General features: G+C 47.9%; 12 protein-coding genes. 9 read left to right on the top strand and 3 right to left on the bottom strand.

All coding sequences use genetic code 11. The features are described 5' to 3' along the window. The first annotated feature begins 636 nt into the window (after nucleotides 1-636). On the top strand, nucleotides 637-1467 hold the full coding sequence (locus QT974_RS17335) for a GAF domain-containing protein (protein WP_333469686.1): 831 nt from the start codon (nucleotides 637-639) through the stop codon (nucleotides 1465-1467). Between the two features lie 356 nt (nucleotides 1468-1823). On the opposite strand, the gene QT974_RS17330 is transcribed toward QT974_RS17335, so the two are convergent. Next, the gene (locus QT974_RS17330; RefSeq protein ID WP_333469685.1) at nucleotides 1824-3362 is read right to left on the bottom strand and encodes a PAS domain-containing protein; all 1539 of its coding nucleotides are present in this window, start codon (nucleotides 3360-3362) and stop codon (nucleotides 1824-1826) included. Between the two features lie 320 nt (nucleotides 3363-3682). Between QT974_RS17330 and QT974_RS17325 the strand changes: the two genes are divergently transcribed. The 3 genes from QT974_RS17325 (at nucleotide 3683) to QT974_RS17315 (ending at nucleotide 5818) form a co-directional block, all read left to right on the top strand. After that, complete coding sequence (locus QT974_RS17325) at nucleotides 3683-4333, top strand: DUF3386 domain-containing protein (RefSeq protein WP_333469684.1); 651 nt, start codon at nucleotides 3683-3685, stop codon at nucleotides 4331-4333. Nucleotides 4334-4469: 136 nt separating this feature from the next. After that, nucleotides 4470-4709 (top strand): NifU family protein, encoded by a 240-nt coding sequence (locus QT974_RS17320; protein ID WP_194064818.1) that lies wholly within the window; start codon nucleotides 4470-4472, stop codon nucleotides 4707-4709. 125 nt (nucleotides 4710-4834) lie between these two features. Then, on the top strand, nucleotides 4835-5818 hold the full coding sequence (locus tag QT974_RS17315; protein WP_333469683.1) for a hypothetical protein: 984 nt from the start codon (nucleotides 4835-4837) through the stop codon (nucleotides 5816-5818). Between the two features lie 269 nt (nucleotides 5819-6087). On the opposite strand, the gene QT974_RS17310 is transcribed toward QT974_RS17315, so the two are convergent. Beyond that, on the bottom strand, nucleotides 6088-7443 hold the full coding sequence (locus QT974_RS17310) for an oligosaccharide flippase family protein (protein WP_333469682.1): 1356 nt from the start codon (nucleotides 7441-7443) through the stop codon (nucleotides 6088-6090). 353 nt (nucleotides 7444-7796) lie between these two features. Here QT974_RS17310 and QT974_RS17305 point away from each other — a divergent pair, with 353 nt between their 5' ends. Then, complete coding sequence (locus QT974_RS17305) at nucleotides 7797-10100, top strand: glycoside hydrolase (RefSeq protein ID WP_333469681.1); 2304 nt, start codon at nucleotides 7797-7799, stop codon at nucleotides 10098-10100. Between the two features lie 78 nt (nucleotides 10101-10178). Here the strand turns inward: QT974_RS17305 and QT974_RS17300 are convergent, their stop codons facing one another. Next, nucleotides 10179-10397, bottom strand: a complete 219-nt coding sequence (locus tag QT974_RS17300; RefSeq protein ID WP_333469680.1) for a hypothetical protein — start codon at nucleotides 10395-10397, stop codon at nucleotides 10179-10181. A 629-nt stretch (nucleotides 10398-11026) separates the two neighbouring features. On the opposite strand from QT974_RS17300, the gene QT974_RS17295 reads away from it, so the two are divergent. The 4 genes from QT974_RS17295 to QT974_RS17280 all read left to right on the top strand — a co-directional run bounded on the left by QT974_RS17295 (nucleotide 11027) and on the right by QT974_RS17280 (nucleotide 15381). After that, on the top strand, nucleotides 11027-13579 hold the full coding sequence (locus QT974_RS17295; RefSeq protein WP_333469679.1) for a PAS domain S-box protein: 2553 nt from the start codon (nucleotides 11027-11029) through the stop codon (nucleotides 13577-13579). 319 nt (nucleotides 13580-13898) lie between these two features. Then, complete coding sequence (locus QT974_RS17290) at nucleotides 13899-14291, top strand: response regulator (protein WP_333469678.1); 393 nt, start codon at nucleotides 13899-13901, stop codon at nucleotides 14289-14291. A gap of 527 nt (nucleotides 14292-14818) precedes the next feature. Then, complete coding sequence (locus QT974_RS17285) at nucleotides 14819-15037, top strand: hypothetical protein (RefSeq protein ID WP_333469677.1); 219 nt, start codon at nucleotides 14819-14821, stop codon at nucleotides 15035-15037. Nucleotides 15038-15144: 107 nt separating this feature from the next. Further along, a complete protein-coding gene (locus tag QT974_RS17280; RefSeq protein ID WP_333469676.1) occupies nucleotides 15145-15381 on the top strand; it encodes a hypothetical protein in 237 nt (78 codons plus the stop codon). The last annotated feature ends 85 nt before the right edge of the window (nucleotides 15382-15466 follow it).

The following is a 15466-nucleotide window of genomic DNA, read 5'->3' as shown; positions in this document are numbered from 1 at the left end:
TCCCCCCCTTTTTAAGGGGGGTTAGGGGGGATCTGTCTTAAGTGAACCGTATTGGGACATAGCCGATCTTTGAGAAAAACGCTATGTATCGCTGTATCCATGACTTCTGTTTCCCGGATATAAAGTTATCAATAATTTGCAATTTTCATACTGCATTAGATATAGTTAGTAAGTATCATTTATTACATTTATTGCTTCTGAGTTCGCTTGTGGGATGTTTTCTCTTCAGACCGTCGCCCCGTAATTCCGTGTCGCCCCAGAACTCGCATCAGTTGAACCCGAGGGCTAGGAATCAAACTTAACGTCGATCGCTCCCCTGAACGCTTCTACCAACGAATCTACCCCCAGCAATACGCAATTCACCAGAGTTAACGCCAACTCACAAGACAAATCCAGATTCAGCACCCCAAATGTAAAGATATATTAAGAAAGCTTGACGACTTCAATTTCATGTAATACTCATAAAGATATTGTAAAGATACCTAGACTACTGAGTATTTTTTAGCATACTGTGCCAGGATACAAGTGTAATTACGTAATTCCTTAGTCGGACAACCTGCGACTGGTAAGTTAACTAAATTCCTGCTGTGTTGGCGGAGTGATACAATTTTTCCAGTTTCAGAGAAAACGGTTGCTATGAATCAGCAAATATCAGCTCAATCGCAAAAACTGTTACTCCAAATTGGTAGAAAAATTCGTCGCAGTTTGGATATTGATAGTATTTGGCAGCAAACAGTTAAAAGTCTGGGACAAACACTAGGCGTCAGCCGCTGCATTATTTGTCCCTATCAAATTTCTAGCCTGAAAGTCAAAGTAGCTGCTGAATACTGCCAAAAACCATTTCTACCTATGCTGGGAATGGAAGTCTCGCTGACATCAGCACCTCATTTCATTCAAGCTCTAGCCACCCTCGAACCTGTGGTAATAGAGTCCTTTACAGCCGACGATTGTTGTGAGTGGCAGTCGGTGCTAGTGGTGGCTACGGCTTATCAAGAGCAACCTAACGGCATAATTAGTTTGCATCGGTGTCAGAGCGAATTGTCGGGGGATGGTAAGATCGATCGACCTTGGACTGAAGGCCAGATCGAATTCGCACAAGAACTTGCAGATCAAGTAGGAAGCGCGATCGCCCTTGCCACCCTCTATCAGCAAAACAGCCAGCGAACACAAGAAATATCCCAGCTCAAAAAGCAATTCTTGTTGACAGCATCCCATGAGATTCGCACTCCCTTAAATCACATCATCGGCTATCTTCAACTAACCGTAGATGATATGGCAGACGATCCAATAGAGGAGAGAAGTTTTATCCAAGAAGCTCACCGTTCAGCTCTCCACCTTTCTAAGGTAATTGGTAATGTTTTAGATTGCATTCAGGTAACTGAAGCTTGCAAGACCCATGCAGAGTTAGCGGATTTGAGGATTCAGGAGAAATCTCAGCACCAGTCAAAATTGGAGCCGGAGACTTAAAAAGTAGGCTGTGACGGCGTGCAGATCAGTCTTGTGCCTAGCAAAGCCGACATTTTCATCTATAGATTGTTTCTATAAATTCGGCAGCAGGTTACAAATTATTTTTATGCAATCACGGTTTGCTAGAGTCGGGCATACCAATTACTTCAGGTACCATCCGGGTGTATTTATCATATTATTTGTGTCGCCAGATGCAGATTCAATCGGTTTGAGTGTTAGAAATGCAATTCCCCATAAAGATCGGAGAGTTAAAGTCTTGATTGCAAACCTACAACACTGATTTTAAGCCAAGCAAACTCTCCAGCAAAACATGACTGTTTCAACTTGTTAAGGTTTTTAACTGGCGATCGATCGCATTACTTATCGCGCTTTTTACTCGGAGTTTTGGAAGGGCTGACATAGCGCGCCCAAAAAGGTTCTTCCATATTTTTGAGTGCTGCTAGTTTTTGGCGTTCCTCCTCTATCCGCTTGCGTTCTGAAAGGTCAGAAAATATATTGATAGTGCCGAGTGTCTCGCCGCCAGCATCTCGTATGGGTGCAGCCCACATCCAAACATCGATCGAGCTACCATCTTTTTTCAACAAAGACACTTCCAAACCATTTTGCAGTTTGCCATTGGATGCAGACTTCAGCACCCCGTAAAAATCCTGCTTTTGTCCTTCCAGAATATTCGGCAAAGGTTGCCCCAACACCTCAGCAGCAGTCCAGCCAAAAAGTTCTTCAGCAGCGCGGTTCCACACAACAGTGGTGCCATCATTGCCGATACAGTTAACTGCCAGCGGTGCCGATGTTACCTGCGCTTGCAAAACTTCGTTCGCCAGTTGCAGCTTCAATTCTCCTTGCTTGAAAGTGGTAATATCCTGACAAACGCCCCACAAACGGACAACCCGCCCTTCAGTTTTGTCCCACACAGCTTGCCACGAATCCCGCAGCCAGCGCACCTGTTTTTGGCGATCGATAATGCGATATTCGTTGGTTCCCGTGCGGCTGAAAGTACAACCTTCTAATTGCTTGATTAACATTTCTCTGTCATCGGGATGAACGAGTTCCAAACTCCACCAACCCAAGGATTCTAATTGTTTCGGAAGGCTGCCCGTGCAGCGCTCAAAAGCCTCTGTAGCCCATTCGCAGGCGAACTTGCCGTCTGCGAGTACCTGCCAAGAATAGGCAAAATCAGAAGTAATTTGCGATATAATTTTGTAGTGCGATTCCGAGTCCCGCACTGCGATTTCTGCTTGCTTGCGTTCCCCAATTTCCCGGGAAACAATCAGAATTCCTTGCACGCTAGAATCGTAAAGCAAACTGTTGCCGATCGACTCCAAGTAGATCCAAGAACCGTTAGCGTGACGTTTGCGATATTCGATCGGTTTCCCAACTCCGGGATTTTCTAGCAGATTACCAAAATAAGAGCGCCAAGCCAGCAAATCGTCTGGATGGATCAACTCACCGTGAAACTTGCCAATTCTTTCTTCTGAATTGTAACCCAAAACCCGCTCTAGAGCTGCACTGTGGTATTTTACTCGCCCGTCGGAGCCGATAATACTAATTATATCGGGAGAATTCCGCAAGGCTGCTTGCAGTTTAGCTTCGCTTTTAGTCAATGCTAGATTGTCCCGGCGATGCTGGCTTATTTCTTTGTCCAATTGTTCCTGTAACTTTCTGACTTGCGTTGTTTGCTGCGCCACAGTACGTTCCAACAAATGATTGGTTTTTTCAAATTCAACCAGCTTAGCTGCTTTATTTGTGGCGCTTTCAAAAAGGCTGCTCGCTGTCATTTCTTGCAGACTATTTGATAACTCTTCGACCGCTTGTTTTAAAATTGCCTGTTGGGCAGGCGGCAAGTCTTTAACTTGTTGCTGCAACTTTTCTAAATGTTTGTAGACGGTTTCTAGCATTTTATTAATGGGGAGTTCTATCTAATAGTTGCTAAAGGTGCAACCCGTAAAAAGCGAACACCAGTTTTTTTAAGATAACCCATAACTAAACTGGTGGATGCCGATCGACCGCGATGGATACCTCCAGCCATTTTGTCACTTGACTCCCGCATTCGAGCAACCAATACATCACAGTTGATTTTTGTGGCGATGGAACAAAAACCCAGCAGCACCCTCTGTCCGAGCGCGCGGGCGGGATTCGGAAACCCGCCTGTGCGCTGAATGCGTTGCCCGAAGCGGTTAAGCTAAACTAGATGGGTGTTAAATAGAAAGAGAGATTTATGACAGAACCAGCCAACGCTCGCGATTTATTTCGCGCTGCTTACGAACACCGTTACACCTGGGATGCCAACTTTCCCGGTTACAGCGCCGATATTGAACTCAAAGGCGGCGACGAAGTATATACGGGTCATGTTTCCATCAAACCAGACATGACAGTGGAAGTCAGCGGCATAGCAGACGAGGAAGTCAAGCAGAGCGTTTACACCCAAATGCGGGACATTGTTACCCACCGCAAGCGATCGACCTTTGAAAAATCTCACGGCAAAAATACCTTCACCCTCGGCGAGAAGGACAGCAGCGAAGCTGTGGATATTTTAGTGCAAGGCGACTCAATGGGCTCGAACTATAAAATCCGAGGTCTGTCAATTTGTCAAGTCAGCCGGGTGATGGGCCGCATGGCTTTCGTAATTGACACGCACCAAAGCTTAGAGACACCCGAAGGTTCTTTGGCCAGCCACTATGATGCGGTTTTCCGCAACCCAGAAACCAACGAAATCATCAGAGAACTAGAATTTGAAGATACCTTTGACAAAATAGGCGACTATTATGTGATGACCAAGCAAGTAGTGCGATCGAAAGAAAAAGGTCAACTGACAACAACCGAGTTTAACTATTCCAACGTCAAACTGCTAGAACCAGCAGTAGTTTAATCTTATAGATTAGGGTGCGCGGCCCGTCGCCCACCCTACAGATCGAAGTTGCGCGCCCAAGACGGCTGGATTTGACAGTAAGTCAGGCTACGCTCGAACCGAACAAACAGTAAAAAATCATCACAAAGGCAAAAATATGACGACACTAGCACTAACCAGAGATAACGTCGAAACAGTTCTCGATGAAATGCGCCCCTACCTGATCTCCGACGGCGGCAACGTCGAACTCGTAGAAATCGACGGCCCAGTAGTACACCTGAGACTGCAAGGAGCTTGCGGCTCTTGTCCCAGTTCCACAATGACCCTGAGAATGGGCATTGAACGCCGCCTGCGCGAGGCTATCCCAGAAATTGCCGAAGTCGAACAGGTAATGTAGCTTGGGCTTGTTAGTAATTTCACAGTCCCCGCCCTCGATTCTTGGATAGGTCTGAATTCTAGACTATCGAGCGTCAGAGCACTACCTGCTTGTATTTAGGAAAGCGCATGGAGCCATTAAAGACGATGAATGCTACCCCTTCTTCCCAGAACTTTTTGCAGGCGATTCGCCAGCAGGTGGGATACGCAAAGTATGTATTGTTGGACGGCGGACATCGGGAAGTCCGCTACAAATGGCGCCTCGATAGTCTGAATCGTTGGGCGGGGAACCTGCTCGATCAGTTAATGTCCGAAGGTGTTCTCAGCCCGATCGAGACTCCTGTGGCGTCGGATGTAGAACTTCATATGCTGTGCAGTCATTCCAACGTAACCATGGGAATCTGGAGCTTGTGGAGCCTGCTGCGATGGGGAGACGGCAAGATGACCCCAGTCATCCAATCCGACGGTTCCATCAGCCCGGAAGATGTCTTGCGGTTTCGCAAATTCTTTCCCCAAGTGCGATTCCTGTTGCCGGAAGAGGTCGGAAGTTTGGTCGATCGGCGGTTGGCCGGGAGCGAGTTTGAATTTTTGCGCACCTTCTCTCACACTCACTTTTTCGGCTCGCGACTCCTCGGTTCTCATATGTCAGAAAACGCCCGAGTTGTGGTTGGTATAGACTCCGATGTTTTGGTATTCGATCGACCCGCTGAGGTTCTAGAACAGTGTGCTGCTCTAAAAAGCCCGGCCCTAACCAGTTTCCGCGACACATTTGACTGGGTGAGTGTCTGCGCTCCGGTGAACGAGGTAGAGGCGCAGTGCGGCGCTCGCATTGAATCGAGATTCAACGGCGGGCTGGTGGTTCTGCCTAAATTTGGCGACGAGCAGTTTAGGTTCATGGAGCGGATGCTCGTCGCCTACAAGCCCGAATGGCGCGCCCATTATTTTGCAGAGCAAATGCTGTTGGCCCTGACGGCGGGGGAGTTCGGGTGGAATCAACTGCCGCCTTCGTATCAGATGGGACAGGAGACGAATGCTTCCGAGGCGATCGCGATCCATTACATCTCCAACCAAGCAGTACGTCCCCGGTACTTCTCTGAAGGGGTGTCCCGGCTCGTCGGGCGGCGGCCTTGATTCAGTGGACAGTGGACAGTGGACAGTGGACAGTGGACAGTGGACAGTGGACAGCTTGCCGTGTAGTCGAAGCTCACGCTTGGGCGACTTGCCGCGAGCGAAGTCGAGGGGAGTCGAGGGGTTGACAGCCGACAGCTCGCCCCCCGAGCGAAGCCGAAGGGTTGAGAGTTGAGAGTTGGGGGCGACCTCTACCTGAAAGGAACAGGATTAAAGTAATGAATAGTCTGTAGGGCCCTCAACTCACTCAGCACGTGAATGAGGGCTGAAATTTAAAAGTATTTTTGCAGCAGTAAATCGATCGGAAGACCAAACCCCAAAGAGTAGCGAGCAGCCAGGATTGCTGCAAGTAACCCGAACAGCAGAAGTGTAGCTTGCAAATCTTGGAGCAGACAACTGACTTTTTCGCGCCAGAGACCGTAGCTAATTGCAGCGTAGAAGCCAAGGTCATTGAGAGCAACGGCAGCGATCGCCCCCGGTAATCCGACGAGGGAAAATCCCACCCAGATGCCGAGGCTAGTCCAGATAAAGCGCAAAAATTGACCGAAAGCGGGATATTGAATCTTGCCAATCGCAAATAGAACCGACTCAATACCAGTATTGCAGAGTACCCGAGGCCAAATACCCAGAGCTAGGATCGGCAACATCCAAGCAGCGTCAATATACCTATCGTCATACAGTATCTTAATGACGACATCCCCAAAGCTAACCAAAAGTGCTAATCCAGCAGCAAATGCGATCAGGATCGGTTGGCGATTTTTAAGAATCTTAGCGCGAAGTATCTCGCGCGGCTCCTCAGCAAACTTGGTAATAGCCGGAAACATCACCTTGCCACTTAGGGCTAAAGTAATAGAGCGAGGTATGTCAGCAAGTGTCAGAGCAACCCCGTAAACGCCCAAGACATCCAACGTCAGTATTTTACCGAGAATCAGCCGATCGGCTTGCTCAGCAAAAAATGTTAAAGCCGTGGACACAAATATCCACTTTCCAAAAGACAGAATTTCTCTAACTATCTGTTGATTCAAGATGAAGCGGTGAGGCGAACCAGAATTCCAATAGTGGCTCAACGCCAATTGCAGAATTTGCGATGCGAAGGAACCCATCAATATCGCCCAGAGGGTCGGACTGAACCAAGCCCACACAATCATTACCACAATCCCGATCGACTGTCCCGACAACTCAAAAATTGCTAGCTTACGAAAAGCCATATTCCGGTTGAGCGTGAACACCGAAGTTGAATTGAACCCGCTGATCACTGTCCCCAAACCCACCACAGGGATCAACCAGATAAACTGAGGCTGTTGGTATAAATGGGAAATTGGCCAGGCTAGCAAAAGCGTGCACAACCAAAGAATCACGCCGCGATATACCTGCAAAGTCCAGGCTGTGTTGAGAAAATCTGGTTCTTCCCCACGCTTGTTTTGGATCAGGCTAGTACCGATACCGACATCTGAGAACAGGTGCAGAGCCGTGATAAACACGTAAACCAGACCGATCAGACCAAACATTTCGGGTACTAGCAAGCGAGTCAGGATCAGGTTACTACCCAACCGCAGCACCTGACTGATCCCATAGCTAGCGATCGTCCATACTGCCCCTCGGACAGCAAGCTGTTTAACTGATGACATAATAAATTTAGGGTAAGGGAAACCGAAAGAGCGGGCTTTTAAACCAAGTTGTGATACTTATTGCATTTAGCAGCCTGCCTGCTAACAAAGAAAACTATCATCTATCTCTGGAGCCATTGACGGCAAGATTTCTAGATTTTCTACCTCAACAGTGTTGCTCGCCAAAGCTGCTCTGTGGAGCGATCGACACCATATTGGTCAGCAACTCCCCGCGCCCTAAATGTGTAGGTCGGACATCGGGCTTAGTTCCACTCTACTTAACAAAAACATCATAAACTTGATGTTAGGGAACGAAGTGGAATTTATCGGAAAGTTGCACAACACGTAACTACCTCATTCATAACTCATTACCAATGTCACATCCTCTCTACGTCGCCTTTATTTGGCACCAGCACCAGCCTTTGTATAAATCTCGGGCATCTGCCGCTGGGTCAGACACCAGTTCTAGGTCAAACTCGCCTTTGTTGCACTCCCCAAAATTTGACCTCCAAGCAGATAGCTACCGACTGCCTTGGGTGCGCTTGCACGGAGTCAAAGACTACTTGGATTTAGTGTTGATTTTGGCAAAATATCCCAAACTGCATCAAACAGTAAACTTGGTTCCGTCCTTGATTTTGCAGATAGAAGACTGCATCGCCGACAAAGCGTTAGACCCTTACTTGGCGGTAACTCTCAAGGCAGTAGAAACTTTAAATATCGCAGAAAAAGAGTTCATTTTAGAACACTTCTTTGACGCCAATTACCACACCCTAATCCAGCCGCATCCCCGCTACGCTCAACTCTACACTCAGCGGCAAGAAAAAGGCATTCAGTGGTGCTTGGGAAACTGGAATTTGCAGGATTATGGCGACTTGCTGGCGTGGCACAATTTAGGTTGGATCGATCCGCTGTTTTGGGACGACCCCGAGATTGCAGGCTGGCTGAAACAAGGACAAAACTTCAGTCTCGCAGACCGAGAAAAGATATACTCAAAACAAAAAGAAATCCTCGCCAGAATCATTCCTCAGCACCGTAAAATGCAAGCCCAGGGACAGTTGGAAGTCTCCACAACTCCCTATACGCACCCGATTTTGCCGCTGCTTGCTGACACCAACGGTGGGCGGATAGCTATTCCCAACATGACGCTGCCACAACATCGGTTTCAGTGGGCAGAAGATATTCCCAGACATTTGAGAAAAGCCTGGGATATGTATCAAGACAGATTTGAATGCCAACCGCGGGGTTTGTGGCCGTCGGAACAAGCAGTAAGCCCGGAAATTTTGCCATACATTGCTAAACAAGGGTTTAAATGGATTGTCTCGGATGAGGCGGTATTGGGGTGGACAATTAAACACTTTTTTCACCGCGATGCGGCGGGGAATGTTTTTGAACCAGAATTGTTATATCGCCCTTACCGTTTAGAAACTCCTGACGGTGATTTGGCGATCGTATTTAGAGACCACCGATTGTCTGATTTGATTGGGTTTACCTATGGTTCCATGGAACCGAAGAAAGCAGCATCAGATTTGGTGGGACACTTAGAGGCGATCGGCAGAACTCTCAAACACCGACAACCGGACGGTCAAACAGCTTTAGAAAATCCGTGGTTGGTGACGATCGCCCTAGACGGCGAAAATTGCTGGGAATTCTATCCCCAAGACGGCAAACCCTTCTTAGAATCGCTCTATGAAACCCTCAGCCTCAACCCAGATATCAAATTAGTCACCGTCTCGGAATTTCTCGACCAATTCCCAGCTACCGCCACCATACCCGCGGCCGAACTGCACACGGGTTCTTGGGTAGACGGTTCCCTGACAACTTGGATCGGCGATCCCGCGAAAAATCGGGCTTGGGATTTGCTAGGGGCGGCGAGACAAGTATTGGCAAATCATCCAGAAGCCACAGAAGAAAGCAACCCAGAAGCTTGGGAAGCGCTTTTCGCAGCCGAAGGTTCAGACTGGTTTTGGTGGTTTGGCGAAGGCCACACATCGAATCAAGATGCCATGTTCGATCGGCTATTCCGCGAACACGTAGCCGGAATTTACGAAGCTCTGGGCGAACCTGTACCCCCTGAAGTGCTGCGGCAAGTAGAGGCCCACGAGGTTCAAGGCGACCACCTGCCGCTGAGCTTTATTCACCCGATTATCGACGGTATCGGCAACGAACAGGATTGGGACAAAGCCGGCCGGATTGAAGTTGGGGGAGCCCGGGGTACGATGCACCGGAGTTCGGCAATTCAGCGACTTTGGTACGGAGTTGACCACTTGAATTTTTACCTTCGCACTGACTTCAATGCAGGAGTGCGGCCGGGCATTGATTGCCCGCCGCAGTTAAATTTGTTTTGGTTTTATCCCGATCGCACGATGCACAACAGTCTGATTCCGCTGTCTGATTTGCCCGACGAAGCACCCTTAAACTATCGATTCCACCATCAGTTAGAGATTAATTTGCTGACAAAATCGATTTGGTTTCAGGAAGCAGGAGAGGGCGATGAGTGGCATCCCCGCATCAGCCGCGCCCAAGTGGGACTGGATAAATGTTTGGAGGTAGCTGTGCCCTGGGCGGATTTGCAGATTATGCCCGACTGGCAAATGAGGCTGATTGCGGTTTTATCTTCGGGGGAGCGCTATTCTACCTGTCTGCCGTTGGATTCTTTGATTGCGATCGGAATGCCGTAAAAAGTTAGTTGACAGTTGACAGTGGGCAGTGGGCAGTTGAGAGTTGAGAGTTGACAGTTGTCAGTGGGCAGTGGGCGGCTATTTATTGACAGTTGACAGTTTGCAGCCCAAGCAAGCGCAGTCTAATTTTTGACAGCCAACAGCCCACTGCCAATAGCCCACTGCCAACCCTTTGACTTCATGAAAGACTGTGCTCAAGGTTACGCCGGATAAGTCGCCAGCAAACAGCCAACCCTTAAACTTGCTTCGGCTTGCTTCGAGTCCCTTCGACTGCGGGGGGACAAGTCGCGACAGCATGAATTACACGGCAAGCTGTCAAACCTTCGGCTACAGGGAGGCTAGCTGTCCACTGTCAACTGTCCACTGTCAACTGTCCACTGTCCGCTGTCCACGTTCCGCTAGCGCGTTACACAGTATAATTACGCAAAAACTTCTATTTTTAAAGTTATAAATTATGTCATTGAGTAAAGTTTTATCAGTGTATATACGCTATAAAACTCTAATTTTTAGCTGAAATCAACGCTCTAAATAAGTAAAAACCGATTGTGACAGTTGAAGGTGCCGAATGCTGGTAATAATTTTTGTCTAAATTGCCTGCTGGGCGGCGCTGCAAGGGGTAGATACGGCTATAGTGGAACTGCTGGCAGGGTATAATTTCGATGGAGCCATATTTGAGAGCGATAATTGTTTGACTTGACAAACAATTAAACTTCAAGAATATAATTTTTATTGAATTCTGGTTTCAGCTTCGCCTGCTTTTTCGATCGCTCTGGTGGCAGCCGACCATCGCTCGATCTCGATAAAATTAGTTAGTAGTGAGGACTTCAGTCCTCTGTTTTGTGAGAAATTTAGTCTTTGCTACTAACCGATAATGGGTGAATTTAATTCCGTATCAAATCATTAGTCATTAGGAAATAATCAAACTAATGAGCCGCATTTTGCTATTGATAGATCGCCTGCAACAATGTAATTTGCCGATCGCGCACCTCAACACCGAGCATGAGGTGACGGTACTAGATGGGATGGCAGAACCATACTCGGAATTTCCCATTCTCGAAATTACTTTTGACTTGTGCATTCTTGACGAGGAAAATTTCGAGCGCGTCGGCCCGATGGTAGAAGCATTAAAAGCAGCAGCAGCTCCGATATTTTTACCATTTTTGTTGGTTGGCAAATCCCAAATACCTGCTGTTTCCGAGCGGCAGTTAAAGCTGAGCGCAACAGAACTCGATCGCAGAATAGACGATTGGATACTCAGTCCGATAGATACTGCCCAACTTCAATTGCGGGTAGAAAATTTGTTCGCCCGCAGACAGCTATCTCTAGAAATCCACAGACTTCAAGAAGTAATTAAAGAACGGACTTTTACAGAAAGTTTGTTAATCGACTCGCTGCAAGCGGCAAACGAAAACCTGCAACGGGAAATTGCTAAGCGGGCGCAGGTAGAATCTGCACTGCGAGAAAACTCCTATCTGGACTTGCTGATGAATGCCATGCCAGATATTGCCTGCTTTAAAGATGGTGATGGGAAGTGGCAAAAGGCAAATCAAGCGATATTAGAATTGTTCGAGCTATCAGCAGATGAATACCGCGGCCTGACAGATGCTCAGCTAGGAGAACTCAGCATTTTTTACCGAGAGGCTCTACAGGCGTGCCAAGTCAGCGATAGCTGCGCGTGGGAAAAAGGTCAGCTTTGTAGGGGAGAAGAAGTGATTCCGCGATCGAACGGTACTGTAAAAATCTACGATGTGATTAAAGTACCAGTATTTCACCCGGACGGCAGACGCAAAAGTATCGTGATTTTGGGTCGCGACATCACTGAATACAAGCAAGCTAGAGACGAACTCGTGCGCTTGGCGTCCATTGTCGAGTCTTGCGACGACGGCATCATCGGCAAAAGCCTCGGCGGGACGATTCAGAGCTGGAATGCAGGAGCCGAGAAAATTTATGGCTACTGCGCGCAGTCCGTCAAGGGGGAGTCGATCGAAATTTTAGCAATACCCGAACGCCCTAAGGAAATGTCGCAAATTCTGGAAAATATTCGGGGGGGAGCTACTATCGACCATTACGAAACCCTACACTTGCGCAAAGACGGCCAACAGATAGATGTGTCCCTGACAATTTCTCCGATTAAAGATGCCACCGGAGCGGTAACTGGGGTTTCTACCATCGCTCGCGACATCACCGACAGCAAGCGAGTCGAAAAAGCTCTCGAACAACTGCGCCACCAGACAGAAATGATTTTGTTCTCCGCAGGAGAAGGAATTTGCGGGTTGAACAAACAAGGAAAAGTAACTTTTGTCAATCCGGCGGCGGTAAGAATGGCCGGCTGCGAATCGAAGGAATTGATCGATAAACCGCTGTTTGAAACCATAAATCGTTCACAGAATGAACGCCCAGGGGCGATAGAGCCTTTGTCACCTGCAACAAACATCAATTCCGGGTCTGAGCTGACAACAAACAGCGCCGCGGCGACTGGTAATCGGCCGTTGGTAAGTTCTCAAATTTTAGACACTTTGGCAGACGGAGAAGCGCGGCGCGTTACCGATGAGATGTTTTGGCGGCGAGACGGTAGCAGTTTTCCAGTTGAGTACGTTGTCGCTCCGATGCGCGAACGAGGCGAAATTATTGGAGCTGTGGTGACTTTTAAAGATATCACCGATCGGCTGGCGATCGAGCGCATGAAAGATGAATTCATCTCCGTTGTCAGCCACGAACTGCGGACGCCCATGACCTCGATTCACGGCGCCCTCGGCCTCCTCAACAGCGGGCTGCTTGATGCTCACCCGCACAAAGGTAAGCGGATGCTGGAGATTGCTGTGAGCAATACTGACCGCTTGGTGCGCTTGATCAATGACATCCTGGATTTAGAGCGGATGGAGTCGAGTTACAGCACCACCATCAAACAAACTTGCAATGTGGGCGAGCTGATGTTGCAGGCTGCCGACGAGATGCAGGGAATGGCTCAGAAAGCGGGAGTTACTCTGTTGGTGAGGACTGTGGGGGCGCAGTTGCGGGGTGTTCCCGATCGACTAATTCAGACCTTGACAAATTTGCTGAGCAATGCTATCAAGTTTTCGCCCGAGGGTGGTACAATTTGGCTGAGCGGGGAGTTGACGCAGAATCCGGCTGTGGCACAAGAAAAAGGTGGCTTGAATTTGGTTTCGTCCCCATCTTTGTTATGTGCTGAGCCTGGTATCCACCAGCACTCACCTGTGAATTTGTCGATCGTGATTGCCGTCAAAGACCAAGGGCGGGGCATTCCGGCGGACAAGCTGGAGATAGTCTTTGAGCGCTTTCAACAGGTTGATGCTTCTGATTGTCGCCAGAAGGGAGGTACTGGTTTGGGGCTGGCTATTTGTCGCAGTATCGTGCAGCAGCACGGGGGCCGAATGTGGGTGGAGAGCGTTTTGGGTGAGGGCAGCACTTTTTTCTTAAGTCTGCCGGTACTCGGGGAGGCGGTGGCGACTGAAAGTTAATTTCTACTCGGGTCTACCCCAAACTATACCTTTTGAGAGTTGAGATTGTAGATTTTAAAATTGAATAATTGCCAAAGCGTTATTTAGTAAGGGTTGGGCGCAGGTGCTGATAGTTAGATTTTTTCTTACTGAGATGAAAACATATAGACGGTTAAAGAATTGGCACAGTTAAAAATTGAGACCGCCCCAAAGTACACCGCATGGATCTGACTCCAAAAAGGGATAGGCTTTGTACTTTTTTTATTATAAAATAGTTTGCTTTACAAAATATTCACATTTAGCCTCTACTGTGGACGATAAGTTCTAATTCATAAAAAAGATGTTAATTTTGACTGCCAAACGCATCTTAGTGATTGACGATGCTGAAGATATTCGGGAAGTAGCTCAAGTCAGTCTTGAGGTAGTCGGGGGCTGGGAAGTGCTCACAGCGAGTTCGGGCCGCGAGGGTGTGGCTAAGGCTCTTGCCGAACAGCCTGATGCTATTCTCTTGGATGTGATGATGCCCGACCAAGACGGGCCTACTACTTTTCAACAGTTACAAGCTAATAGTGCTACGCAGCACATTCCGGTAATTTTACTGACGGCTAAGGCTCTGGCTAGTGACAGGCGGATGTTCGCGGATTTGGGGGTGGTGAGCGTTATTGCTAAACCTTTTGAACCGATGTCTTTGGCTGCTCAGGTCGCCAAAGCTTTGGGCTGGGAGGAAGTATAAATAATCGCGCCCGTTAATTGCATCGTATATGGCGATCGCGACTCTTGCAGGCAAATACACGTGAACAACAGGGTTTCTTTAGTATGGTGCCTCAGATTGATGGCAAGGCGATCGCGCGGGATATCAGCCAGGAGGAAAGACCCGACGGCTTTCGTCCTATCTAGTTTAAAACTAAAAACCTCAGTCCGGTAGCAAGTGGTGAAACTCCGGTGAATGTTTGTGGTGAACTTCACATGACACTAATCTGCGCTGCTTAAGCGGTATTTGTTGTGCGCTGCGAGCAGCCGATGCGAGCCCAATAGAAAAACTAAGCAATCTCCATATCTATTTTTCATAGCCTTTGGCCTCTAAAAGATTCCGATCCCAAGCGGACTGATTCACAGGATAAATATTAGGGCGATCGAAGTATTTTACTTTTTGTAACAACTTCCGGGTCTTCATAACTTCTTCAGGTTTTCGCTTTAAGTTTGATCGCATCGTCAGGCATCGATCCTGACTGCCAGCAGACACCTCAGGAGAAGATAACCATGCCCTCAGCTTACATTTTGCTACTCGTACTTTCCCTGGTGGCCGTCTGGATTTACTGGCAAACCTCTCAAGATATTTTTGTGCTAGTGGCTTTTGCCGGACTCGGTTGTTTTATTGGCGGTTTCTCTTGCGCTCCTTGGAGCATTCAGCTTTTGATTGTGGTGTTGCTGTTGGGCGTCCAAAAGAGCTACTTGCGAGACATTCAGCGTTTTGAGTGAAAAAAGATTTTTTATTGTTGTGTCTGAATTTGAGATGCGCCGACATTTGTCAATTTTTGCAATCAATTGGTTATCGCTCCATATCTTACAAAAGGTTTAAAAATATCATGAATAGCTGCCCTTGTTGCTCCTCTCAATTGCTCCGCCACGCTCGCCACAATCGGGTTTATTGGTTCTGCTCGCGCTGTTGGCAAGAAATGCCGGATCTATCGGAAATGGTTTTAGGTAACAGCCTGCGGGCTAACAAACGGGAGGGTTTGGTGAAGATTCCTGCTTTGACTCCTGCTTTGACTCCTGCTTTGACTCCTAAAGTGAGGATGTTGGATTCAAGAGGAATTGCTTAGGAAAGCTGGAGTTGGACTGAGGATAAATATTGATAGCTGGTAAAAGTATAGTCATTTATAGGCATGGGAGGCTTCAAGTCCCTCC

Origin of the sequence: Microcoleus sp. BM001215392, assembly GCF_036700185.1 — a bacterium.
GTDB lineage: Bacteria > Cyanobacteriota > Cyanobacteriia > Cyanobacteriales > Microcoleaceae > Microcoleus.
Note: the sequence above shows the minus strand (reverse complement) of the source record. Positions and strands in the feature narration are given on the sequence as shown.

Coding starts and splice junctions, on each gene's coding strand:
- QT974_RS17335 (WP_333469686.1), top strand. CDS start 637: ATGAATCAGCAAATATCAGCTCAATCGCAAAAACTGTTACTCCAAATT.
- QT974_RS17330 (WP_333469685.1), bottom strand. CDS start 3,362: ATGCTAGAAACCGTCTACAAACATTTAGAAAAGTTGCAGCAACAAGTT.
- QT974_RS17325 (WP_333469684.1), top strand. CDS start 3,683: ATGACAGAACCAGCCAACGCTCGCGATTTATTTCGCGCTGCTTACGAA.
- QT974_RS17320 (WP_194064818.1), top strand. CDS start 4,470: ATGACGACACTAGCACTAACCAGAGATAACGTCGAAACAGTTCTCGAT.
- QT974_RS17315 (WP_333469683.1), top strand. CDS start 4,835: ATGAATGCTACCCCTTCTTCCCAGAACTTTTTGCAGGCGATTCGCCAG.
- QT974_RS17310 (WP_333469682.1), bottom strand. CDS start 7,443: ATGTCATCAGTTAAACAGCTTGCTGTCCGAGGGGCAGTATGGACGATC.
- QT974_RS17305 (WP_333469681.1), top strand. CDS start 7,797: ATGTCACATCCTCTCTACGTCGCCTTTATTTGGCACCAGCACCAGCCT.
- QT974_RS17300 (WP_333469680.1), bottom strand. CDS start 10,397: ATGCTGTCGCGACTTGTCCCCCCGCAGTCGAAGGGACTCGAAGCAAGC.
- QT974_RS17295 (WP_333469679.1), top strand. CDS start 11,027: ATGAGCCGCATTTTGCTATTGATAGATCGCCTGCAACAATGTAATTTG.
- QT974_RS17290 (WP_333469678.1), top strand. CDS start 13,899: ATGTTAATTTTGACTGCCAAACGCATCTTAGTGATTGACGATGCTGAA.
- QT974_RS17285 (WP_333469677.1), top strand. CDS start 14,819: ATGCCCTCAGCTTACATTTTGCTACTCGTACTTTCCCTGGTGGCCGTC.
- QT974_RS17280 (WP_333469676.1), top strand. CDS start 15,145: ATGAATAGCTGCCCTTGTTGCTCCTCTCAATTGCTCCGCCACGCTCGC.